This is a genomic window from Olivibacter sp. SDN3 (genome assembly GCF_014334135.1).
In the GTDB taxonomy this organism is placed as follows: Bacteria; Bacteroidota; Bacteroidia; order Sphingobacteriales; family Sphingobacteriaceae; genus Olivibacter.
In genome coordinates, this window is record NZ_CP060497.1 from 5,165,019 (window position 1) to 5,189,576 (window position 24,558).

Sequence of the window (24,558 nt, forward strand, 5' to 3'; positions counted from 1 at the left end):
AAAAGGTTAGTAACCGGGATTTTGTACATACCTATTTTCACTCCAGAAAATCTGATTTTGCGGAATAGGTAAATATTCGTCCTTTCCTTTAGTAAAACGCGCTTGCTGATAGATGGAACGATTAGGCCTTTCTACATTAAAATAAGCATTAAGCTCCTGATCGGCTACACCCCACCGCAGCAGATCAAAGAAACGTTCTCCTTCCAGCGCCATTTCCAGTCGACGCTCAAACCGCAAGGCCTTCCGCGCATTTTCCTGATTCCAAACGATATTATCTCCGGGCAGGTATACTTCTACTGAATACTGTGAGGTAGGCTGCCCATCAGCCGTCACCAATCGGTCGGTACTGTTAGCGGCCCGACTCCGCAATGCATTGATTAATGGCAGCGCTTCGTCCTGTCGTCCTAACTCAATCAGCGCTTCTGCCTTAAAGAGCATCACATTCGCATACCGCATCAGGATACGTGTTTTAGTATTACCAAAAAATGGTGCAATGTTGATAAAACAATCGCAATCCGGCGAGACATTCTCCTTCATGGAATTATAGGTACCATAGATGGACACCGCCCTGCTCCAACCGTTGGTCACCACACGTTCAGGCTCATATTTCCACGGGGCACCGGGCCTGGAGATGGTATGATCAACCCTCGGATCTACTGTATGTTGCGCAAAATTTATATCTTGCTGATTATAGGTATCCCATAAAGGTATGCCCGCTTCATTTGTCCTATAGGCATTCATCAAACTTTGCGATGGCTTTTGAAAATCGCAACAACCGATACCTTGCGGAACGGTGAGCATATCACCAAAGTTTACGCGCCCGCGCCCTACGCCATCATTACTTGAGAACTGTACCGCCATAATGGACTCCATCCCGTTTTCATAGTTTCCGGGTAAAAAATTATTGGCAAAATCAGGTTCAAGATCGTAATTAGCGGCCAGCACTTGATCGGCCGCAGCGATCACTTCTTCCAGGCGTGATTGATTGATGTTAACCACTGCGTGTGTGTCATCCTGCTCATAAGCCTGGAACAACCTCGTTTTTGCCAAAAACGCATAAGCGGCATACCTATTTGCACGCCCCACCTGTTCCTGTACAGCGGGCAATGTCTCCGCAGCAAAGGCAAAATCAGCCGCTATCCGCTCCAGAATTTCATCCCTGCTAAACTCATTGTTCAACACCAATTTGTATTCTTCGGCAGGTAAGTTTTCGTCGATGTAGGGAATGTTTTTAAACAGGTTCTCCAACATTAAATACCAATAAGCACGCAGAAAGCGCAGTTCTGCCATACGTACATTTACCATCGGGTACTCTTCCTGTGTGAATTTCTGCATAATCCGCAAACCTTCATTTGCTCTTCTAATGCCTACATAGATATTGAACCACATGTCATCATAGTTCCACTGATCAGGCCTGGAAGTGACAAAAGTTTCCATGAAGTGAAAGATGTCACCGTCGTTAATACCTCCGCCTCCTTTATAGGCATCATCGGCTCTCACATTACCATATTGATACATGCTGAATGCCCGGTTGATTTCATCATTCCCCAACTGTGAATAGGCGGCTATAACAAAACCTTCAGCCTGTTCTGGGTTGGAAACCTGATCTTCATTAAGTGCCCCTCTCGGACCTACCTCCAGCGATTTACTGCAGGAGACCATCGTGGTTATCCAAATAACTATCAAAAAATATCTTTTCATCTTTTCTGTAATTTAAACATTGATGATTTATCGCTTTTATAATTGATTTATAAGGTGTTTTTTATCTAAAACCTGATATTAGCTCCAACCGTCACCACTAGGGGATTCGGGTAGCCAAAACCGGGATTTTCCGGATCCAGACCTGTATATGATTTCGACTTGAATAAAATGCCCAGATTGTCGCCTCCCAAATACACGCGCAGTGATTGCATACGGAGCTTCGTTAGGGATTCTTTGCCAAAGGTGTATCCAATCTGTGCATTTCTGAGCTTCAAATAGGTACCATTTTCAATAAAATAGGTAGAATAGCGCGCCTCCCAATTGTCGTCTGTCAATGAAATAGCCGGGATATCACTGTTAGGATTAGTGGGCGACCAGGCTCCCAACAATCGTTCCCCTTTATTGGAGGACGATTCAATGGCGCTCCAGAAGTCTGTATAGATTTTAAATTCATTGTGCACATCTACCGGACCTACACCTTGCAATAAAAAGGAAACATCAACATTTTTATAGTTAATAGCGGCATTAAATCCATAAGTGAATTTTGGGATCGGAACCCCTATCCATGTACGGTCGAAATCATTTATCACGCCATCGTTGTTGAGATCGCGATAACGGATACGACCGAGCCCTTTATTCGGTTGATCTGCATGGGCATCCACTTCTTCCTGTGTTCGAAACAAGCCATCTGCCACGTAACCAAAGTGCGATTCAAAAGTTCTCCCTAAAATGTTCTGTCCTCTACCATCACCGCCATAGGCATTGATTACCTCATCGGGTAAGTGCGTCACCTTATTACGAACGATATCAACATTAGCGGTAAGGTCCAGGTGAAGATCTTCATTGATTTTGCTACGGTGCCCAAGCACCAGTTCAATACCTTTATTTTCCATCGATGCTCCGTTCACCCAGGTGTTTCCACCTTCACCCAATACACCGATATAAGGCGGCAATAAAAGGATATCCGATGTTTTCTTTACATAGGCATCTACACTACCATAAATTTTTTGGTTAAGAAAAGAAAAGTCCACCCCGGCATTTGCCATGGTGGTGGCTTCCCATCTTAAATTGGGGTTTGCATTTTGTGAAAGAAAGAAACCGGAAGGCAATACACCGCTTTTATTACCATTGATATCATAAGACGTTACATTATAGTTGGGTAAATAGATGTTGTAAATCGCATGATTATCTATTTCCTGGTTACCGGTCATCCCCCAGCCGAAACGGAGTTTTAAGTCGTCCAGTATGGTGGTGTGGTCTTTAATGAAAGCTTCTTCACTGATCCGCCAACCGGCAGAGAAGGCAGGAAATGTACCAAACCGGTTATTTTCACCGAATCTGGAAGAGCCGTCATAACGCACCGTAGCAGATAAGAGGTACCTATCGAGATAGGAATAATTTGCTTTGGCGAAATACGATAGCAATACATGTTTAGCGCCATCACCTTCATTGTCTTTAATACCGGTACCCGCATTCAGGTACATATAATCAGGATCTTCCAATATATATCCTTCCCTAGATGCCATGAAGGCGTTAAAATTTTCCACATAGTATTCGGTACCACCAATCACATCCAATCGGTGATCATTCCATTCGGCGTTATAGTTCAAGGTATTTGTCCAAGTAGTTTTTACGGAATGTGTCTGCGTGTTGATGACTTTATTGACATCGTTTACCAGATATCCCGACTGATATCTTTTTTCCCAGTTTCTTGATGTATAATTACCGTAGTCTATCCCAACATTGGATCTCAGTGTTAAACCTTTCATGATCTTAAGATCGGCAAAGAAATTTCCGAAAAGACGGGTATAATCATAGTTATTCTGCTTATTATCTTCTAAGATCCGCACGGGGTTATGTCGATCGTTCATCCCCTCTACCGGACCGCCCCACCCGGTTCCATCCACCGTTCGCACCGGAATGATAGGCAAGGCCTGCAGCGCCTCATTCAAAGGCGTAACATCCAGCTCGCTCGTTTTGGTAATACTCAAGTTCTGACCAACGGTTAGCTTCCCGTTAAACAGTTTATAGTCAGAATTGAGGCGTGCGGAGAGTCTATTAAAACCGGTCGTCCTAACCACTCCTTTATTATCGAAATAGCCTAAAGAAAGCAGGTAATTTCCGTTTTCTGTACCATTGGAGAGTTGTACGTCATAACTCTGAATCACGCCTTCCTGCGAAATCTCCTTAAACCAGTCGGTATTGGATGAACGCATCGTATGGGCGGCATCCAGAAAATCAGGCACCAACACGTTATCCAGTATCGGTTGGTCGGTAACCGGATCTACCGACCATTCGAACCGATAGGGTAAGCCACTATTGTTCGGGTTGACATTATTATTCATACTGGCTTGCCACAGCGCTTTTCCGTAGCCTTCGGTATCCAGCATGTTGACCCGATTGACATAAGAGGATACCGAAGTATAGGCATTAGCGTTTAACTGTGTACCGCCTAATTTGCCGTGTTTGGTTGTGATCACAATAACACCATTGGCTGCACGCGAACCGTATACACTTGCTGCGGAGGCATCTTTTAAAACCTGCATGGATTCGATATCGGCCGGATTCAATTCGTGCATACCTGCTTTTGTGGGAACACCGTCGATAATGTAAAGTGGGTCATTATTATTCAGCGTTCCTACACCACGGATGCGTACGGTGGCAGGTGCGCTTGGCGCACCATTTCCCGTAATATACATACCCGGAACCTGCCCCTGCAATGCCTTCATTGGGTTGGCAACGCTTTGTTTCTTCATTTCATCAACATCTACTACGGCTACTGCTCCCGTTAAATCTTTTTTTCGCTCGGCTTGATAACCGGTTACAACCACTTCGTCCAAGTTAAAATTCACGTCAAGCGGCACGTTTAAGGGCTCTTCGTTTTGTATAGTCTGTTTCTCGCTAATTGCGCCAACCATAGAGAAGACAAGGGTTTGTCCAATCTCGGCCGCTATGCTATAAGAACCATCCGCATTGGTCATTGATCGAATAGTTGTTCCTTCGACCGTGACCGTCACACCATCCAGTGGTTCTCCAGACAGGTCTGTCACCTTACCGGTGATTTTATCGACCTGACCCCATACCGCTTCCGTACCCCATAGCAGCAGCATTAGATAGATAAATAGCTTTTTTGTCATTCTTTTGTACATCGTTTAATTGGTTAAAATTTAGGCAATACGCTTCCACTTAGTCGTTTTTTGGATCACGCTATTATTCGGAAGATGTTCTTATTTCTTCCTTAATATATTTTTGGTTTTAAATTTTCTTAGGCCATATTTCTACTTCCATTTAACCCGTTCCAGCTGCTTTTCCCACATGAAACGCTGGAGATCGGTCGTTCGATAATCCGGATTTGCGCCCGACTGCGCCGTTACATAAGCCCCTAGGGCAGCCGCATAGTCGAGCATATCATCGATGGATTTACCAAATAACTTCTTTGCTAAAAAGGCTGCCAGAAAGGAATCGCCACTGCCAATGGTATCCTTTACGGTCACTGGATAAGCACGATAGTCGTGCCTGCTCTCCAGCGTATAATAAGAAGCCCCACCAGCGCCTTTAGTGACAATAACCTCTGAAAGGCCATATTGCTCTTGGAGAGTCGACACGGCAGTATGCTCATCTTTTGCCCGAGCATTCATCCAATCGGTTATGATGAGCAATTCATGTTCATTTAGCTTGACAGCATCCGCTTTATGCAATAAATATTCAACGGTTTCCCGTTGATAATGCGGTGCGCGAAAATTGACATCAAAGAGCCTAAACCTTGCATGGTCTAACAATCGATAAAGGGTATCCCGTGTTTCCTGATTTCTCGCTACCAAACTTCCAAAAACCATCACATCCGCTGCTGTTACCAATTTTTCCAGCGGTGCAGTGTAAGTGATAAAATCCCAAGCTACCGGTTTCAGAATATCGTAACGCATTTCATGATTATCACCCATGGTGGCAATCACCTCACTGGTGTGATATCTGGCATCTACCTGTACATAATCAATTGAAAGTCCCATTTTTGTGAGAAATTCGGTAAGTTCTTTACCGGCCTCATCGTTGCCTACCCTGCTGACCATGCTGCTATCTATCCCCAATTTATTTAAATGGTAGGCCACATTCATGGGGGCACCGCCTGGCTTTTTCCCATCGGGAAGTACATCCCATAATACTTCACCGAAACATACTACTTTCTTCATTTTTGACATCATGATATAGTTAATGTATTAATACCGCAGCTTCGCTTTCTACCTGCTCAAGCGAACGCCCCTTCGTTTCCGGCATTAATTTCCATACAAATAACAACTGTAATACCATAAAACAAGCGAAAATAATAAAAGTATTTCCACCTCCTAAAAACTCCGTTAACGCGGGGAAGCAAAACGTAATGATCGCTGCCATCACCCAATGCGTTAAGCTGCCCAGCGTTTGCCCTTTTGCCCGGATCTCGTTGGGAAAAATTTCCGATATAAAAACCCAAATCACCGCTCCTTGAGACAAAGCAAAAAAGGCAATATAAAGCATCAGATATATGGTAATTGCCAAACCTTCTGTTTGACCTGAATAAAAAGCGAAGGAGACCATGGAGAGCGCAAAAATCAACCCGAAGGAACCGATCATCATGAGTTTACGACGTCCAACTTTATCAATAAAGTTAATGGCGATCAAGGTAAATATAAAGTTAACGATCCCAATTCCTACCGTAGACAATAATGAGCTTTGCGCACCTAAACCAGCCATTTCAAATACCCTGGGAGCATAGTAGATGATCGCATTGATTCCAGAAACTTGGTTGAACATAGCGAACAAGATGGCTAACATCACAGGCAAACGATGCTTCTTTGCAAAGAGCTTTTCTCCGCTACCGTTGCCATCGTTCGCGCGATGGCTTGCTAAAATCGCAGCGATATCCTCCTTGTAAGTGTGTGCGTTTATTTTTTTCATGACCTTTTCCGCATCGTCTATGTTATTGCGGTGCAACAGCAGCCATCTCGGACTTTCCGGCACAAAAAATATAAGAATAAAAAACAGCAAAGCAGGTGCCGCCTGAACGCCCAACATCCATCGCCACGATTGTTCGCCTGTTTGGCCGATCAGGTAATTGGATAGATAAGCGATCAGGATGCCTAAAACAACGTTGAATTGAAAGAGGCCGACCAATTTACCCCTTGATTTTGCAGGTGATATTTCTGATATATATATAGGTGCGGTAACGGATGATACCCCTACGCCTATACCGCCGAAAAATCGAAATAAGATAAATATATTCCAATCAGTGGCCAATGCGGTACCTAAAGCCGAGAAAAAATATAATGCGGCTACGATAAAGAGCGTATTTTTTCTTCCCAATTTATCGGAAGGAAAAGCTCCTAAAGCAGCGCCCGCAACGGTGCCTATTAATGCAATAGCCATTGTTAGGCCATGCTGAAACTCACTTAGGTTCCAATAGTGTTGAACGGCCTTCTCTGCGCCTGAAATAACGGCTGTATCAAAGCCAAATAAGAATCCTCCTAGGGCCACCACAAATGACCATGCTAATACCGTGTTGTTGCTCATGATGATATATAAGGTTTACATGGCTAATGTAGCTACATCAGCACATTACATTACTATCCGATGTTCCAAAATCGTTCAATTGTGTTTCAAATATTAAAAAAACACAAACAGTTGATTATCTGAATTTTACCATAAATGTAATTTTAAAATCTTCAAAATTATATCAAAAACCTTCATTTTTGAACCATTTTTCATCACCATACACTTAGTGTATTTAAGACACAGCTGTTTATCCCTCCACCTGATCTGTGGAAAAAATTAGTATCTTCAACCATTCAATGTAGCACAAACTTATTATATGCACCGTATCTATATCTCTTGTGTTAGCTTCCTGCTTTTCTTCTTTTTTCACGCTTGTGAATCGAAAGAAAAAGCAAAAACGTATACCATTGCCTTTTCGCAATGTATAGGGTCGGATGCCTGGCGTGAAACCATGCTAAAAGAGATGAAACGGGAATTGTCATTCCATCCCGAAATTAATTTCCTGTACCGGGAAGCCGGCGGAAAAAACGAGACGCAGATTGCGCAGGTAAAGGAGCTTCTGGCAAGTGATATAGACCTACTGATTATCTCACCAAATGAAGCCGAGCCTTTAACACCAATTGTAGATCAGGTCTTTCAGAAAGGTATACCGGTAATCGTCACGGATAGGAAAACCTCTTCGGGATTGTATAACGCATATGTTGGGTCTGATAACTATGATATCGGTTACTTAGCCGGCAAATATATTGGTTACCAATTAAAGGGTAGCGGTAAGGTGGCAACAATTACCGGGCTTTCAGGTTCATCAGCGTCTATTGAGCGCGATAAAGGTTTCAGGGAGGCTTTGAAGAGTTATCCGCGGATACAGCTTGTAAACACTTTAAACGGTGAATGGTTAATTGATGTTGCCCGTGAAAAAGTGAAGGCCAATGCTTCATCTCTCCGGGAATCTGATGCCATATTTGCCTTTAATGATCAAATGGCCATTGGTTCAAGAAAAGCATTGCAGGAGATTTATCCCAACAATAATATAAAAATAGTCGGCGTAGATGCTTTACCGGGTAGCGGTAATGGCCTGGAGCAGATTGCCAATGGAACGATTGATGCGTCTATGCTTTATGCAACAGGGGGCACTGAAGCGATCAGGACGGCCATAGCCATTTTAAATAAAACTGCCTATCAACGTGAAAACACCCTTGGAACACTGGTGATTGATGCCGCAAACGTTCAATTAATGAAAATGCAGGCTGATAAAATCGATAGTCAACAACAGGATATCGACAAACAACAGGAACTATTAGCCGAGCAGGAAGCCATTTTTCGGAGCCAGCAATCAACACTGAACACCCTGGTCGTTTGTCTTGTACTGATCATTATTCTTGCTGGAATAGCCATTTATGCCTTAAAAAGTAATTGGCAAAAAAACAAACACTTAGCGAAGCAAAATGCTGAAATTCTGAAGCAACAGCAGCAGCTCATAGCGATGAACGAAAAAGTCAAAGAGGCTTCTGAGGCAAAGATCAACTTCTTCACCAATGTATCACATGAATTTAAAACACCTATTACCCTGATATTAGCTCCCGTTGAAGAATTATTAAAAGACAATACGTTATCTAGTTTATTAAAAGACCAGTTATTACGTATTAAGCGAAACGGGCTACGCTTAATGCATCTCGTGACCGAGCTGATTGACATTCAACGATTAGCGCACGAAAAGATCAGTCTAAAAGCTTCTTCACAACATCTTTTCACATTTCTGAATCAAATCGTGCTGTCATTCAAACCCCTGTCTATTCAAAAAAACATTCCGCTAACACTTGAAAACAAAACGACTATTAGCCATTTGTGGTTTGATCCGGATCTCCTGGAAAAAGTGATGTATAACTTACTTTCCAATGCCTTTAAATTCACACAAAAGAATGGAAAAATTCAAGTGAAGATCGAGGAGAATACCTTTGGCGATCATGTGATGATCAGGGTAATAGATAATGGCAGGGGGATAAGCAGAAATCATATAGAGCATATATTTGACCCTTTTTATCAAGGCGCTTATAGTACCGGTGGCTCCGGACTGGGTTTGGCGTTGGTGAGGGAAATTATTGAACTACATCATGGACAAGTTACCGTTAGCAGTAAAGAAAACGAAGGAACTTCCTTTACACTTCGCTTACCGGTGGGCGACACCCATCTCACCATTGCAGAAAAAGCAGCCACATTAGTTACTGATCATAAGCTTGAGGCCACAGGAGATAGTCACCCGTTAATTGCATTGCAAACGGCACTATCTCCTGCGGCGCAACCTGAAAAAAAGGATCATTCACTAAAGGAATATTCTCTTTTGGTAATCGATGACAACATTGAAATTGTTCATTTTCTCCGAGATAAATTCAGCGAAAATTATCAAATATACAGTGCTTCCAACGCCGAAGAAGGCATAAAATTAGCTTATGCAAAAGTGCCCGATCTCATTATAAGTGATGTGATTATGCCTGGAAAAAGTGGGATCGAGTTGGTCAAAATACTAAAAAAAGACACGCGTACATCGTCCATTCCTATTATTTTGCTTACAGCGCTGGATACGGAAGAACAGCAAAATCAAGGTCTTCTCGCGATGGCAGATGCCTATATTACCAAACCGTTCAGCGGTAGCCACCTGGAAGCGCTTGTACAAAACTTAATTACCAATCGTGAAGAGCTCAAACAAAGGTACACCAGTGAAGTTAACCCTGTTGGGGATCGTGTACAAATTAATACAAACGAGGTCGACAGACGTTTCCTAAACAATTTGTCGGCAATCGTTGAAAATCACCTATCCAACAGTCACTTTAATGTAGAAAACATTGCAAAAGAAATTGGCATGTCGCGTGTACAACTTTATCGTAAGGTAAAAGCGTTATTGAACTGTAGTGTAAATGATTATATTATCCATCGTAGGCTAAAAAAATCCAAACACCTATTACAACAAGATATCACCATCAATGAAGTGGCGGACCAGATTGGCTTCTCCTCTCCGACGTACTTTGCTACATTATTTAAGAACAAATATGGTATAAGCCCATCTGCGTTTAAGAAGCAATTCCAAAGGAAAGATCATTCTTAATGTTAACAGCTGAAATAGCGCGCTATCCAATCTTTTTTTGTATAAAATTATATTTAACTATGCTGCCACAAACAAAAGAGATCTGCATCATCGAGTTTCCTTCCAATTTAGGATTAAAGGAATCTTACCCGGGGCATGAGCCGGGAGTAAAATATCTACCCGATTGGTTAAGAAAACATCACTTTCATCATGAAATTCGCTCTTCGAAAATCATTCGATTGGATCCTCCTCCCTATTCCATGTCTGTAGACAAAGAGACAGGCGTGCGTAATGCAGATGCATTAGTAAGTTACGCGCTGGAACAGGACAAAATTATTCAAAGAACCTTAAACAAAGGCCTTTTCCCTTTGCTATTAGGAGGTGACTGCAGCATCCTTTTAGGCCCTCTCTTGAGTTTAGCTCAAACAGGAGATCATGCCCTTTTTTATTTAGATGGTCATACGGATTTTATGTGGCCCGCATTATCCAAGACCGGAGGTGCCGGAGGTATGGCCGCAGCTTTTGCTGTGGGTAGAGGTCCTAAAAAACTGACTAACATCTTAGGGTTGGAGCCTTATGTAAAAGAAGAATACCTATGGTGCGTAGGCAACAGAGAGTATGTCGATTGGTATGAACAAGCAATTACCACATCCAACGCAACCTACCTCTCACTTGAACGCATTAGAAATGAAGGTATTAAATCATGTGTATCTTCTTTTTTAAAATCTATCCAGTCGCAAAATCTATCCGGTTTTTGGATTCATTTTGACGTAGACGTGCTGCATGATGAGCTCATGCCTGCAGTGGATAGCCGGGCTCCTGATGGCTTACTATATCATGAATTACAGGAAATTTTATTACCACTATTAAATAACCCCAAAGCTATTGGATTGACCATCACCATTTTAGATCCTGAATTGGATACAGACGGTAGTTATACTAAAAAGTTTGTCAAAAACATGAAAGAAATATTCGGCAAAATCAACACCAAGTAGCTTAAATTTTAAAAACCTATCAGACTTCTTGAAGATCAAAACGCTTTACCGAAGCCCAATAGGTTAATAATTAAACTACCAATTCCAATTGATTCAGTTTCGCTGTAATGGAAGCTACCTCCTCTGCCGAAATCGAAGCCTCTATTGCTTTTGCATTTTGCACTGCCTGCGTTTTATTCCGCGCACCTACAAGCGCAATGGTTATCCCAGGCTGCTCTAAAGTCCATAACAACACCAATTGACTTAAAGAGATTCCCTTATCATCGGCAAGGGACTTGATACTTTCCAAAAAAACATTGGTTCTTTTAAGGTTTTCTTCCTGAAAGAAGTACAAACCAGCACGATGATCTCCTTCATTGAACAAATGACCAGGTTTCATCTTACCGGTCAATAAACCACGTTCGAGTGGACTGTAAGCAAGGATCGATTTATCGTGCTCCAGGCAGTAAGGGATCACCTCCTCCTCAATGCCTCTTTTAACCATGCTATAAGGCACTTGGTTAGAAGCTAATTTCAATGTTTTCTCTGCTTCTTTCATCTGCTCAACATTATAATTGCAAACGCCAGCGTACCTTACTTTACCCGCTTGAATCAATTGTGCTACCGCTTCCATACTTTCGTCTATAGGCGTCGTGCTATCCGGCCAGTGAATCTGATAGAGATCGATATAATCCGTACCTAAACGCTTTAAACTGTCTTCGCATTCTTTGATAATACTTTCTTTTCCGGCATACTTATAGATATCGATCGCCCTACCGTTATTGTCTTTACTCTGGAAGCCAAAATCTCCTTTAACCAGGTCCCAACGCATACCATATTTGGTAAGGACATATACTTTATCTCTGGCAATGCCTTTGATAGCTTCGCCTACAATTTCCTCACTGGTTCCCTGTCCGTAAATCGGAGCAGTATCGATGGCCGTTACGCCTAAATCATAAGAAGCTTTTATGGCTTCTACAGCGTCTTTTCTTTCACTGCCTCCCCACATCCAACCGCCAGCTGCCCAAGCACCAAAAGTTATTACAGGAAGTCTTAAATCTGTTTTTCCTAATGTTCTATAGTTCATATTTATTACGATTTATTATTTTTTCTTTTTTCCTTAGCGCCTGTTTAAAATTTATCTAATAAATCTTTTATAATACAAATTATAACAGGCTCTTACCATTTTACGAATCTCAGCATTTTGTTACAAAGTGATCACATCAAACCGTCGCCAAAAAATGTATATTAGCCTATCAAATAACGTAATTATATGCGAAAGTTGAGTTCTACAAATTATTATAACCAAGTTTATTTAGAAGACAGATGTACCTTGAACGAATTGATCTACCTACTGAGCAAACGATGGTTAACGGATGTCTTATTCAGTATTGAAGAAGGACATAATCGTTTTTCCAGCATTAAAGAAAATCTTAAACATATCAGTGATAATATTTTAGCAGATCGTCTCCGGTATTTGGAACACTATAAGCTTATTCGCCGCAACGACATTTCCAACGAAACCCCTCCAAAGATAACCTATGCTATCACAACAGCTGGAATAAAATTAAGTGATATGCTAGATCAATTATGCCAATTTGCTGAAAATGAGATAAATTTCCCCGATTAGCTTATCAATTATTATGTTTTAAAATGAGATAATTTCAATCTTCATACATTACATTAAATACATTTAAATACCACAGTACAAAAAAAAGCTTTTCTCTCTTAAAATTCAATAACTTCCTAAATTGTGAGTGGATATCATTTTTTTTAAAAACTTTAAATTGTGGTCCATTCGGATTAGCTTTGTTTTGATTTTTTATCAATTAAATTGAACATTATGAGATTTCTCCAACTATTACTTATTATTGCCTTCTTTTTTGCTCTGGTTAACGCTGCGAATGCCTCTACAAAAGATTTTTATCAAATAAAAATTTATCACCTTCAAAACAAGGAACAGGAGAAAATCGTAGAAGACTACCTAGAAAACGCCTACCTACCCGCCTTACATCGAGCGAAAATCGCAAACATTGGTGTTTTTAAACCAATTCCTTCGGAGGAATCTGAAAAAGCCGAGCAGCTCATTTATGTCTTTATACCCTATCCGTCGGTTGCGGATTATCTTCAGCTTGATGGCATATTGGAAAATGATAATAAATATTTGCAGGATGGTGCAAACTACTTAGATGCTCCTCATGAAGCTGCCCCGTATACAAGGATAGAAACCATTTTGCTGACCGCTTTTGACAGAAGTCCCAACTTTACTAAGCCTGCATTAAACAGTCCGTATCAGGAACGTGTATACGAACTCCGAAGCTATGAGGGGCCTACAGAAAAACTTTATAAAAACAAAGTAGCTATGTTCAACAAGGGCGATGAGGTCGGGTTATTTGAAAGACTCGAATTTAACGCGGCATTTTATGGCGAAGTGATTGCTGGAGGCAGAATGCCTAACTTAATGTACCTTACGACATTTGACAATAAAACATCCAGGGATGCACATTGGGATGCTTTTGGTAAAGATGAATATTGGAAGGAACTTTCAGCCAAAACAGAATATCAAAACAATGTCTCACACATTGACATTACTTTCTTATATCCCGTTGATTATTCTGATTTTTAAGTCAAACTTTCTGTAAAACACCAGCGATTTAAGAAGAGGACGACAACACCTCTTCTTTTTTGTCGTGTTCGGTTTCAATCATTGTTACGCGCTCCTGCATAACATGCGAAGTGTTATTCATGGATTTTTTTTTGCGAAAATAGTGAACCAGCGAAGGCATAGCAGAAAGCAAAATCAAAGCAAAGCCAATGTAAAGCAAATTAAAGACATCTGTAAAAAAAGGTCCTACAGAAAACACACCCAGTATAATCATTGTCGACAAGGGCAATGAAAGTGCCAGCATATTCATCGCTAATTCATTATTAAAAACCGCTGGAGCTTTGGGATCACCCTCTTTTTTACTCATTGACTCCACTATGGCCATGTGGGCAAAGGGCCAAAAACTACAGGCGCTTTGCGGAAACACCACAGCGAGCATTAGGGACGCGTAAGACGCTCCGGGCATAAATGAGATCAATAAGGCGCTGAGGCAAAAAACTATACCCGACCGAAAGACTAGTAACCTGAATATTGCTTTAAATTGTTTCCACTTAAACACTACCGCTATACCAATAAACATTAAAATCAGCGGAGTCATTAAGCTACCCAATAAATTAAGTGTGTCTTGAAAGAAATTCGGAAAATCTTCAAAATAAACACCAAACCCCAATAGAACCAACGCACCTACCATCACTAAATTGATCGGTTCATTCAACATACCTAAGACCAACGATTTTAACTTTTCGTTACTGCTATGTCTCACGTGTCGGTTCAATTTATAAAACCAATGCATGGCCAACATATAACTGAAAAACAGCACCGCAATTTTATTGCCAATATCTGCTAAAGCGCCACGTGCTAGTGCTTCTTCCCCGATATATTCCGTAATAAAAGGAAAGCAAGAAAGACCCGGTGCTAATGACGGGATAAGCAACATGTAAGTACGCATCTCTGCACTGTGCTTAGCCGCACCATACAGTGGAAGAATAAACTTTAATATCAAAAGAAAAACTACATTAAAAACAAGTACTAACAAGGGGAGAATCAACAAATTCGGCTTCACATGAAGTTTCATCAAAGCAACAAAAATTACCGTCGGTAAAGCCACATTCAATATGATTATTTTGATCGATTGATGATGGTCTTTTTTAGTAAGTTTAGTTTTTAACAATAAACCTATAATAATAATCAATATTAGAGACAATGTTTTCTGTAGAGCAATATTCATTAATTTTTGCTTATTTAAATATACGAGTAAAACCTGCTAATTCTTAAGCCAGAATAGCCAATGAAGGAAAGGCGTAGCAGGATACCGGAACTTTAATTATTATGAAGTGCTTTGAGGCATACAGCAATTTCACCATATGCCTTTAGGAAGCCGGTAATATTAAGCGGTAACGCGCTTAAATACGTTAGTAAATAGTTCCATTTCCGGCATAGTGCCAATACTTACTCTACACCAAGGTTCATCGTTAAAGCTATACAGTCTGACACCCACACCGTTATCCGTCATGGATTTCATAAAATCTTCCTCCAATGTATCCTTATGTAGGGGAAAAATTACAAAGTTAGTATAAGAGGGAATATATTTATAGCCCATCTGGTCAAGTTCTGTGCACACATAATTTCGTGCAGCTGTATTTAAGGTTTTACATTCTGCGCAAAAATCTCCATCGGCCATACTAGCGAGAGCCCCCTTGATCGATGTCACACATAAGCCCATTGTACTACGAACCATATCGGTAATACTCTTAATTCTTTCCGGTGTAGCCACTACATACCCAATACGTAAACCTGCCATAGAATGTATTTTGGAAAAGGTACGGGCTACAATAACATCTTTTCCCTTGGCAACTAGATCTACCATACTATTGGCCTCCGGATCATCCAAAAATTCCAAATAAGCTTCATCAACAAATACGGGCGCTTTTTCCGAAACCTTTGAACAGAAATCACGTAGCGCGTTTGGTTCCGTCAACGACCCTGTAGGGTTATTGGGATTACAAATGTACACTAACTGCGTTTTGCTATCTACTGCAGTTTCCATCGCAGGTAAATCATGTGCATAATCTTCCGTAAGTGGCACAGCTTTCCAATCGGCTCCAATTGCTTGAGCAGTATTAATTAAAGACATGTAAGAAGGATCTGCCGACACAATATTTCCACCTTTCATAAATCGGCTGATGGCTGTTTTCTCCAGTAAATCTGTGGAGCCGGGTCCCAGCATGATATGATCCGGTGTCACTCCTTCTTTTTCGGCAATCATATCGATCAAAACAGCTGCATCTGAATGACCATAACGGTTTCCCACAGAAATAGCTTCGTTGATAGCCCTTTTCACGCTTTCAGAAGGGCCATAGGGGTTTTCATTGGCATTTAACTTTGCCTTTAATGCTGGTGCGGAATCGCGATAATAAGAAGGGTGCTCAATTTCCCAAATAACGCTGCCATACGCTTTCTTAGTAGAAGATGACCAAGCTAAGTTTGGAGCCAAGGTCAAACTGCTAGCTGCCATCAAACTAGATTTCAGCCAGTTTCTTCGATTTATTTTTGTAGACATGTGTAATAATATATTAAGTTTCAAAGATTTTATTGATTCGCTATATTTATATAGTCAACTCATCAAGACACTCCCTCTATCAACAGGCCCTTTTTGGCAATTATTTTCTTTAACCAGTTGATTTTTCTCTATCTCATCTATAAGTAATTTCGTTAGTATTTAATTTTATCGGTGTTTATAATCCACTATGCGCTTTTTTAAGCACGCATGTGTTGTACGATATCATTCAGCGCTTTAATAATATTTAAAGTTACTTCTTTTTTAGGTTCGGTATTCCAGCTACCACGAATAGCATTTCCTCCCAATACTAAACCATCTCTTCTTGGTATAAAATAACCATTCGGTGTACTCAATCTAAAATTGATTTCGGGCTGGGGAACCAAGAAAGCAAGCTGCCCCGATATCGGGATCAGTTCATCATCATTAAATAATTTCTTTGCTCCCAACCCCGTACAATTGACGATAAGCGGCTCTTTCAATGCTAACATTTCATGAACGGAATGAAATTCCTGGACTGAAAGTTCCCCGCCGCGATCGATAAATTCTCTTGTCAGATAATCTAGGTATGAAGGAATGTTAAACACCATGGTCTTTTCCAAGACGATCTGCTTTTCACGAAATGGATGCTTGTTCTTAGACAATAGAAATCTTTCCGGCAATAGTCCATCAAGATGTAGCCCGGATGCTTCAATATGTGTTTTTCCACCTATCACATAATGATTAACCCACTGCACCATATCATTGTTTAAGCCTAAAAGGTTTTGATAACTTCGAAAGGAATACCTACAAGCTTCTTCCCATACGTTTATTAGCTGTGGAGTAATCCGTTCTTCTTCACAAAATAAATGTGCGGGCGACCAAGTACCCGTGGCCAAAGAAGAAGTATGATTGGGAAATAGCTCCTTTGCATAAATCCTCACCTTGCACCCCCTATTCTGTAAAGTCCTTGCCGTTGTCAAGCCAATAATTCCTCCTCCGATGACGGCGATTTCTGTATACCCACTTTCCCTTACCATGTTTGCAGCGATCATCGCCGTTCCCCATGAAAGTGAAAAACCACTTCCTCCATGACCATAGTTATGCACAATTGTCTTTTCGTCAAGTTTATCTGCTTTCAGACAAGCACCAGACAATCGATAAGGACGTAAACCTACGGTCTCTTTTATGACCAAATCAGGGGCAATTTTTGCCTTTGGCAGCTTTCGATAACCCAAACTGTGCCCATTGGGATCTACGATCTCCTTATTAGGAGCACATGAAAGTCCTCCTAGCCCAAACAACATGCCCAAACCTGCTAGGCCTGAGTGTTGAATAAAACGTCTTCTGTCTATTTCATTCATTTAGTTATTGCTTTACTCGATTGTCTGTAATTGTCTAAAAGCTACGCCTTTATGTTCTCCAGTCCACTCCAACCGGTTCGCACCTTCCAGTGTGCTTCTGTCCGCGTTAAAAAGTATCTGCCCTTGCGTATCTGTTGTAAACTCCCCTAGAGGTGTAGAAGTGTTGATATATACCCGGATAGGCAAACCTGTCAAAGGGATAGAATCTATGCCCAATTCTTGATCTAAAATATTGGTCTTATCTAGTTCATAAAAACTCGCTCGAACGCTTATTTCGCCTTCCGGAGCCGGTTCATTATTGAAGAGTATCAATACGGGAGACACCTCCCTTTCCAATAACATTTCGTCTTTTTCGCATGCTCCAAGAACCAAACATAGGGTCAGGATAAGTAAGTATGTGCTTTTCATCTTATTAATAGCTAAAATTATTCATTATACAATTCATGGATTTATTCTGCCCACCATAGTTTTGTTCGCATATTATCTGGGGAAGTGCCATTCACCACATTACTTCCATTAAGCGAATATTCAGATGCAGGATACACGATACGCGTGGGCAATACGCCTTGATTTTCGAAGGCAGCTCGCGGATCAACGTACATAATAGCGGGCAGTCCGGTTCTCCGATATTCTGTCCATGCTTCAATACCCTGTCCGAACAATGCGATCCATTTCTGTTCCATAATAAGCGCTTTGTTGAGTGTACCAAGCGAACTGATATAGTTTGCCGGCATATCGAGTCCATATTGATCAAAAGATGCCTCAACACCCCTTTCGAAATACATTTGAGCAAGTGCTGTTCCGCCATCAATATCGCCATCGAAGGCGGCCTCCGCCAAAACAAAATTAAGTTCTGCATAACTCATAATAACACTAGGTGCCTCTGCCCGAGTAAAGTAGTCGCCTGGAAAAGAGGAAAGGTCGCCTTCCGCGATAGCGATAGCATCCGGTAATCCGTTGGCCATCCCTCTGTAACTACCGTTGGCCAGAGGTCTTCCATACACTTGCAACCTAGGATCATCCAGCTCCAACAACCGATTAACCAATGTTCTACTTAATCGCCAGTCGGTACGGCTACCCTGTATCATTACTTCATGCCATTCGTTATTACTAGGTCTGTTAGCACTATGCAGCAGAAAGGCATAGTCGGTGTTATCAGTAAAAACTGGATATGTATCTGGATTTGCTAAAATCTCTACCATAATTGCGCTGGATTCGGCCGGTTTCTTCGCTGCCTGTCTATTTGCCAACTTCAATCGTAACGAATTGGCAAACTTTTTCCAGCGCAAAATGTCACCATTAAAGAGAATATCTCCGGCAATAGCAGGCCCGTTCACGTCCAGCAGCTCATTAGCCCCTGCCAACTGATTCAACAAATCAGCGTAAATGTCTTCCTGCGTATTATAGGTAGGTGTATAAATGGGATCTTCCGCGGTTCCTTTTAAGGCTTCGTGGTAAGGAATGTCGCCCCATACATCTGTCAGAATAGAAAACACCCAAGATTTCATGACCAAAGCAACACCTTGATAATTCGTATTTCCTTCCAGTATAGCTTGTTTATGAATTGCTTCGAAATTGAGTAATCCGTCATTAAAGAAATATTGCCAATTCTCTTGCTGCAAAGTAGTGGGTGGCGCGTAAGTATCCCCTTCGGTCGTATAGATACGTCTAGCGAGATGTTGTACCCAGATTGAGCCGCCGTCCAGGTTCAGTCGTGCAAAGCGGGTCTGGTGCCCCCAATATCGATCGACTGCAGATTCTATAGCAAAGGGCAAAAGCAGTTGCGGGGAGACGGCGTTAGGATCGTTTGGTGAAACGTTCATTTCTTCAAAGTCTCCTGTGCAACCTGGAAAATTAAGTGATAAAATCACCATCAGTGTGCCCATAAATAATTGTTTGATTTTTTTCATTTGAATAATTTTTAAGTAGCAATGAAATTCTATCTACCGCCGGCAGGCTTACTATCAAAAGGAAACATTTAAATTGAAACCTATATTTCTTGTAGATGGTAGGTTACCATAGGCAAAGCCCTGGCTATTCTCGCCGAAAAAGTCTACCTCCGGATCAATATGCGGTGTGTTTTTAAATAGCAAGGCAAGGTTTCGTCCTACCAAAGAAATCTTGGCTCTTTTTATAAATCCTGTTCGTTCCAATAACGTGGTGGGAATAGCGTACCCGAAAGATAATTCCCGTAATTTTACATAAGTGGCATCAAATACGCCTGCTTCATGATAGGTGCGCGAAAAATTCCTCTTATAAAAAGGACTAGCTTCGGCTATCACATCATTCGGTACATAGACTGGGTTTTCTGTCGTGCCGACGTTCATGACACCTCGACCGATGACCCCTTCCTCACGCCCCAGCGCCGTTTCCGAATATTGCCCGGTTGATCGGCCAATACCCGTTCCGTTGTCAAAGATTTTTCCGCCGTAGCGCATATCTACTAAAAAACTCAAACTAAAGTTCTTGAAGTTAAAGGAATTGAGCACACCACCCGTCCAATCTGGCTGTATGCTTCCCAGCGCCTTCGTGCCATCACCTAATATTGGTAACCCATTTTCATATACGATCTCCCCATCAGGCGTTCTTTCGAAATAAGTACCATAAAAAGTCCCGTAAGGCTCGCCAACACGTGCTTCTAATGTTAGGTAGTAATTTTCGAGCGTATAGGTCGTCAGGCCTTCGGCCAGTTCAACTACTTTGTTTCTGTTCTTGGCCCAATTCACGTCAATATCCCAACTAAATCCAGTAGAAGTTCTGAAAGGTGTAGCGTGCAACACCACTTCAAAACCCTGATTGGTCACTTTTCCAGCATTCAAAAGCCGATAGTTATAACCGCTTGCTTTTGATATTTCCACACCTAGTATCTGATCACGTGTATTTTGATTATAATAAGTCAAATCTAAGCCTACGCGATCGTCAAAAAAACGTAGGTCCAAACCTGCTTCAAAAGATCGGGTAATTTCGGGTTTTAGGTTTGGGTTAGCTATGGTGACACTTTCTCCATAAGCAGGTAACTTCCCGTCCCATAGTACTTTCGATTCAAAGAGTTGTTGAAGCTGATATGGATCCGTGTCTGAACCAACTTCGGCCACACTCAATCTTCCCTTAGCAAAAGACAGGGTTTTACTTTTAATAGGTAACATATCCGTAAAAATCATACTTAACGACGCCGATGGATAAAAAAAGGACCTATTATCGACAGGTAATGTGGATGACCAGTCGTTTCTTGCTGTTAAATCTAAGAAAACAGCATTTTTATATCCAATGTTAGCTGATGCAAATAAGCTGTTCACCTCTGATTTTTCTATCCTACTTTCGGTGACTGGAGGAGAAGCAAAATTTCCTAGGTTCCATAAATTATTAACTGCAAGATCATTAATCTGCGTAAAGTTTCGTTTATAATAATTGTCGCGATGGACCCCTCCGACGTTAGTTGTGAGTTGGACATCACCAAAAGTTTTATTAAAACCCAGTAAAAAATCGAAATTACTTTCTTGCTGTCTCAACACCTCTTCCGAATAGGCGCCATTGGGATATCCCAAAGCAAAATGTTCAGCAATTTTATTCGTGCGGGTATCCGACCAAAGATCAGTACCTCCTCGTACCATTAACGTTAACCAGTCGGTAAAATCATAATGCAAAGCTACATTTCCCAAAAGCCTATCCTTATCATTTCCATATTTCCAATGTTCTTGCATATAATACGGATTGGAAAAATATTCATATTGCCAGTTGGCATAAGGGAAATACTGATCGGCAGGTTGAATGACATTATCGGGTGTATATGTGGTTAAATCCTGGAGCCTATTGTGATCTATATGCCTATGCGACCAAATAAATTCCTGTCCACTTTGATATCTTCTATTGTCGGAACCCGACTTGACGTATTCGGTGCTTATTGTAGCGCTTAGCTTATCGGTAAAATGATAACCACCATTAAATTTAAAATTATTACGATGATAATCGTTGTTATAAGCAATACCTTTTTGTCTGACATCGCCGACAGAAAGTCTAAAATTCCCCTTATCATTAGAGCCTCCCAGCGCAATATTATTATTAAACATATGGCCAGTTTGCCAAAAATCATCCCAATTATTGGGCTGGGGAAGCAATGGCACACGCTCTCCATTGCTCCACCATTGGGGCACGAGACGCCCGTCCATAGGGGCACCCCAACTTTCATCGACTCCATCAGTACCTGTTACAGTAGTCCCATCGGGTAAAGTTACCGTTCCGTTTCTACCATCAGAAAACATCGTTACATATCCTGTCCCACCACCATAGATATTTTGGAAGTCCGGCTTAATCCAAGGTCTTTCAAAAGTGGTATTGGAAGTAATATCTACTCCAATGCCACGCACATCCGAACCATCTTTGGTAGTGATCAGAATAACGCCATTTGTTGCCCTAGAGCCGTATAAAGCGGCGGCATTAGGCCCTTTTAACACACTGATATTCTGAATATTATCTGGACTAACCTCAGACATACCACCACCATATCGATTGTCGCCATCTTGTTGTATCGGAACACCATCGATTACAATTAAAGGTTGATTATTTCCGCTTACTGATGCTGATCCACGTATCTGAATGGTTGAACTGCTTCCCGGACCGGCATTGCTATTGATACGTACACCAGCCAATTTTCCCGAGAGCGCGTTGGTGACATTAGCGGTACGTACTTCGTTCAATTTTTCCTGATCAATATCCTGTACCACGTATCCCAACGCCTTTTTCTCCCGCTGTACACCAAAGGCTGTAACCACAACTTCCGATAATGCCTGTTCATCTTTTTCAAGCGTTATTTCCAAAGAATTTTGATCACCTACAGACAGCTCCATGGGTTTAAAGCCCATATAGCTTATTATCAGGGTGTCGCTGCCAGCAGGCATCACCAGGCTAAATTGGCCATCCTCATTCGTTCCTGTGCGTAGAGAATTATTTTTGACCGCTACACTCACACCGGGCAACGGAAAACTCTCATCATCCTTCACAATTCCTTTGATTACATGCTGCTGAGCACCTTTAGCTTGCTTTGATGAACTATTATCTGTAGACACACTGTACGTCTCCCCTTCTTTTTTATGAGTATCTCTATAAACGATATAAAACCCTTCATCATTTTTCTTAAAACTTAAACCCGATCCTCTCAAGGCGATGGTCAATGCGGCTTCTACGTTATTAACGGTCTTTAATTTTTCAACGGCCACATCTTTACCGGTTAATAGGTCACTCCTGTAAGCAATAGAGACCTGATGCTGTTTCTCCAAATCTAGTATCAGTTGTTGTAAACTGATAAATTGATTGGTTAAAGTTTTTGTCAGGACAGTTTGATTGGAAGTTATCGAAACTTCTTCCTGAGGCTTGGCAAGTACCTGTATCTCACTCTCACTAAATAAGAGTAAGAGTAGACTCATTTTTTTTAATATTCTTTGCATATAGTTGATTTGATTAAATTTTAAACAAAACTCTACCATTAGGGCATAGCCACAGCTGCTGTCCTTCACATTATAATGTACCGTATACGATATATTTAAAGTTCCACCACCTTCTCGTTAATGGAATCTCTCGAGATATTTAAGTTGTTTTTCTTTTTCCGTTCAGGTTATTCCCTTTCTAAACACACATACTCCTCCCATTGCCGATAAATGCTTTTTATCGAATCGATTAAACTCAACAAAATAAAGGAGTTCTACAGCTTATGCCTTTTCACCGCTGTAGATAACGCGTCACTGATCATCTTTTAGTACAAGAAGTTCTTCATCTTCTATCATCACCAAACCATACAGAGCGGTCACATTTTTCAGTAACCGGTCTTTATCGGTTCCTAACGGGAATGATCCGGAAGCTTTTCTATTATAAAGGCTGTCGTCAGTAACTTTCAATGAGATACCGTAGGTATGATGCAGCATATCCACCATACTTCCCAATGAAGTTTCATTCAAAATGAACTGTTCTTTTTGCCAGGAAAAATGCCTATCTACATCATTAGCATGCTGTACCATATATCCCTTTTCCTTTTCTTTGAAGGTAAGTAAGTCGCCTGGAGACAAGTACGTTTGATCCAAATTTTTATGCTGAGGCCGATAATCCACCTTAACCTTACCATTTCTTAAAGCAACACGACTTTCATTCGGCCTATTCAATACATTAAACTCCGTTCCTAATACTTCGACAGATGTTGTATCAGAAAGATGAACGACGAACCGTTGGTTATCATGCTTATGCACGACGTGAAAAGAAGCTTCTCCGGTTAACCATGCCTCTCGTTTATCAGGCAAATCAACAAAGCGGAGCGTCGAATTTCCATTCAGGGTAACTTTTGATCCATCCTTTAGCAGAATATTCTTGATTTCACCATATGTACTTTGGTATAAATAGGATTCAAAATTATTGTTATAATAGTTATGACCAATTGTCCCCATCGCGAACAATAATACAAAAACAGCCGCAGCAGTTCTCCAATAAAGCGTCACCCGACCAAAGGTTCTCAATTTTTCCTCCTCTTGTACCGATTGTATCGCATCAAACATCTCCTGTTTGATCGTTTCCCGTTTAGATTCACTAAAATCCATCACACCATTCGACCGTTCTTCTTCCAAAGAATCATACCATTGTGAAAAAACATCTCTATCCAAAAAACGCTCATTTTGAACAATATTTTTAATAATGTTATCTTTATTCCTGCTATCCATTTTTTTACCGGACATTCATTTATATAGTCAACTGAAATAATCCAAACCTCTATCGATTTCGATTTTTTTTCCCAA

Annotated in this window: 16 protein-coding genes; 4 read left to right on the plus strand and 12 right to left on the minus strand. The window is 41.1% G+C overall.

Features of this window, described 5'->3' with window-relative positions; genetic code table 11:
• Window positions 1-6 precede the first annotated feature (6 nt).
• The 4 genes from H8S90_RS21840 to H8S90_RS21855 form a co-directional block, all read right to left on the minus strand.
• Window positions 7-1,701: a RagB/SusD family nutrient uptake outer membrane protein gene (locus tag H8S90_RS21840; protein WP_187339910.1), complete on the minus strand. Its 1,695-nt coding sequence runs from the start codon at window positions 1,699-1,701 to the stop codon at window positions 7-9.
• A 65-nt stretch (window positions 1,702-1,766) separates the two neighbouring features.
• Window positions 1,767-4,838 carry a TonB-dependent receptor gene (locus tag H8S90_RS21845; RefSeq protein WP_222852161.1) on the minus strand — a complete coding sequence of 1,024 codons (3,072 nt, stop codon included), beginning with the start codon at window positions 4,836-4,838 and terminating at the stop codon, window positions 1,767-1,769.
• Window positions 4,839-4,979: 141 nt separating this feature from the next.
• Complete coding sequence (locus H8S90_RS21850) at window positions 4,980-5,888, minus strand: carbohydrate kinase (RefSeq protein WP_222852162.1); 909 nt, start codon at window positions 5,886-5,888, stop codon at window positions 4,980-4,982.
• Window positions 5,889-5,907: 19 nt separating this feature from the next.
• Entirely contained in the window at window positions 5,908-7,245 is a 1,338-nt protein-coding gene (locus H8S90_RS21855; RefSeq protein ID WP_187339913.1) for a sugar porter family MFS transporter, read from the minus strand.
• Window positions 7,246-7,543: 298 nt separating this feature from the next.
• Between H8S90_RS21855 and H8S90_RS21860 the strand changes: the two genes are divergently transcribed.
• Window positions 7,544-10,327: a substrate-binding domain-containing protein gene (locus H8S90_RS21860; protein WP_187339914.1), complete on the plus strand. Its 2,784-nt coding sequence runs from the start codon at window positions 7,544-7,546 to the stop codon at window positions 10,325-10,327.
• Window positions 10,328-10,386: 59 nt separating this feature from the next.
• Window positions 10,387-11,301 (plus strand): arginase family protein, encoded by a 915-nt coding sequence (locus H8S90_RS21865; RefSeq protein WP_187339915.1) that lies wholly within the window; start codon window positions 10,387-10,389, stop codon window positions 11,299-11,301.
• Window positions 11,302-11,371: 70 nt separating this feature from the next.
• Here H8S90_RS21865 and H8S90_RS21870 read toward each other — a convergent pair whose 3' ends face one another.
• On the minus strand, window positions 11,372-12,367 hold the full coding sequence (locus H8S90_RS21870) for an aldo/keto reductase (protein WP_187339916.1): 996 nt from the start codon (window positions 12,365-12,367) through the stop codon (window positions 11,372-11,374).
• 186 nt (window positions 12,368-12,553) lie between these two features.
• Here H8S90_RS21870 and H8S90_RS21875 point away from each other — a divergent pair, with 186 nt between their 5' ends.
• Both H8S90_RS21875 and H8S90_RS21880 read left to right on the plus strand, forming a co-directional pair.
• Window positions 12,554-12,910, plus strand: a complete 357-nt coding sequence (locus H8S90_RS21875; RefSeq protein ID WP_187339917.1) for a helix-turn-helix domain-containing protein — start codon at window positions 12,554-12,556, stop codon at window positions 12,908-12,910.
• A 213-nt stretch (window positions 12,911-13,123) separates the two neighbouring features.
• Window positions 13,124-13,906: an NIPSNAP family protein gene (locus tag H8S90_RS21880; protein WP_187339918.1), complete on the plus strand. Its 783-nt coding sequence runs from the start codon at window positions 13,124-13,126 to the stop codon at window positions 13,904-13,906.
• A gap of 28 nt (window positions 13,907-13,934) precedes the next feature.
• On the opposite strand, the gene H8S90_RS21885 is transcribed toward H8S90_RS21880, so the two are convergent.
• From H8S90_RS21885 to H8S90_RS21915, 7 genes are all read right to left on the minus strand, one after another.
• Complete coding sequence (locus H8S90_RS21885; RefSeq protein ID WP_187339919.1) at window positions 13,935-15,113, minus strand: permease; 1,179 nt, start codon at window positions 15,111-15,113, stop codon at window positions 13,935-13,937.
• Between the two features lie 159 nt (window positions 15,114-15,272).
• The gene (locus H8S90_RS21890) at window positions 15,273-16,445 is read right to left on the minus strand and encodes a histidinol-phosphate transaminase (protein ID WP_187339920.1); all 1,173 of its coding nucleotides are present in this window, start codon (window positions 16,443-16,445) and stop codon (window positions 15,273-15,275) included.
• Between the two features lie 197 nt (window positions 16,446-16,642).
• A complete protein-coding gene (locus H8S90_RS21895) occupies window positions 16,643-17,785 on the minus strand; it encodes an FAD-dependent oxidoreductase (protein ID WP_187343143.1) in 1,143 nt (380 codons plus the stop codon).
• A gap of 12 nt (window positions 17,786-17,797) precedes the next feature.
• Window positions 17,798-18,193, minus strand: a complete 396-nt coding sequence (locus tag H8S90_RS21900) for a hypothetical protein (RefSeq protein WP_187339921.1) — start codon at window positions 18,191-18,193, stop codon at window positions 17,798-17,800.
• A 41-nt stretch (window positions 18,194-18,234) separates the two neighbouring features.
• The gene (locus H8S90_RS21905) at window positions 18,235-19,695 is read right to left on the minus strand and encodes a SusD/RagB family nutrient-binding outer membrane lipoprotein (protein WP_187339922.1); all 1,461 of its coding nucleotides are present in this window, start codon (window positions 19,693-19,695) and stop codon (window positions 18,235-18,237) included.
• A 54-nt stretch (window positions 19,696-19,749) separates the two neighbouring features.
• Entirely contained in the window at window positions 19,750-23,205 is a 3,456-nt protein-coding gene (locus H8S90_RS21910; protein WP_187339923.1) for a SusC/RagA family TonB-linked outer membrane protein, read from the minus strand.
• A gap of 312 nt (window positions 23,206-23,517) precedes the next feature.
• Window positions 23,518-24,483 (minus strand): FecR family protein, encoded by a 966-nt coding sequence (locus H8S90_RS21915; RefSeq protein ID WP_187339924.1) that lies wholly within the window; start codon window positions 24,481-24,483, stop codon window positions 23,518-23,520.
• Window positions 24,484-24,558: the final 75 nt, after the last annotated feature.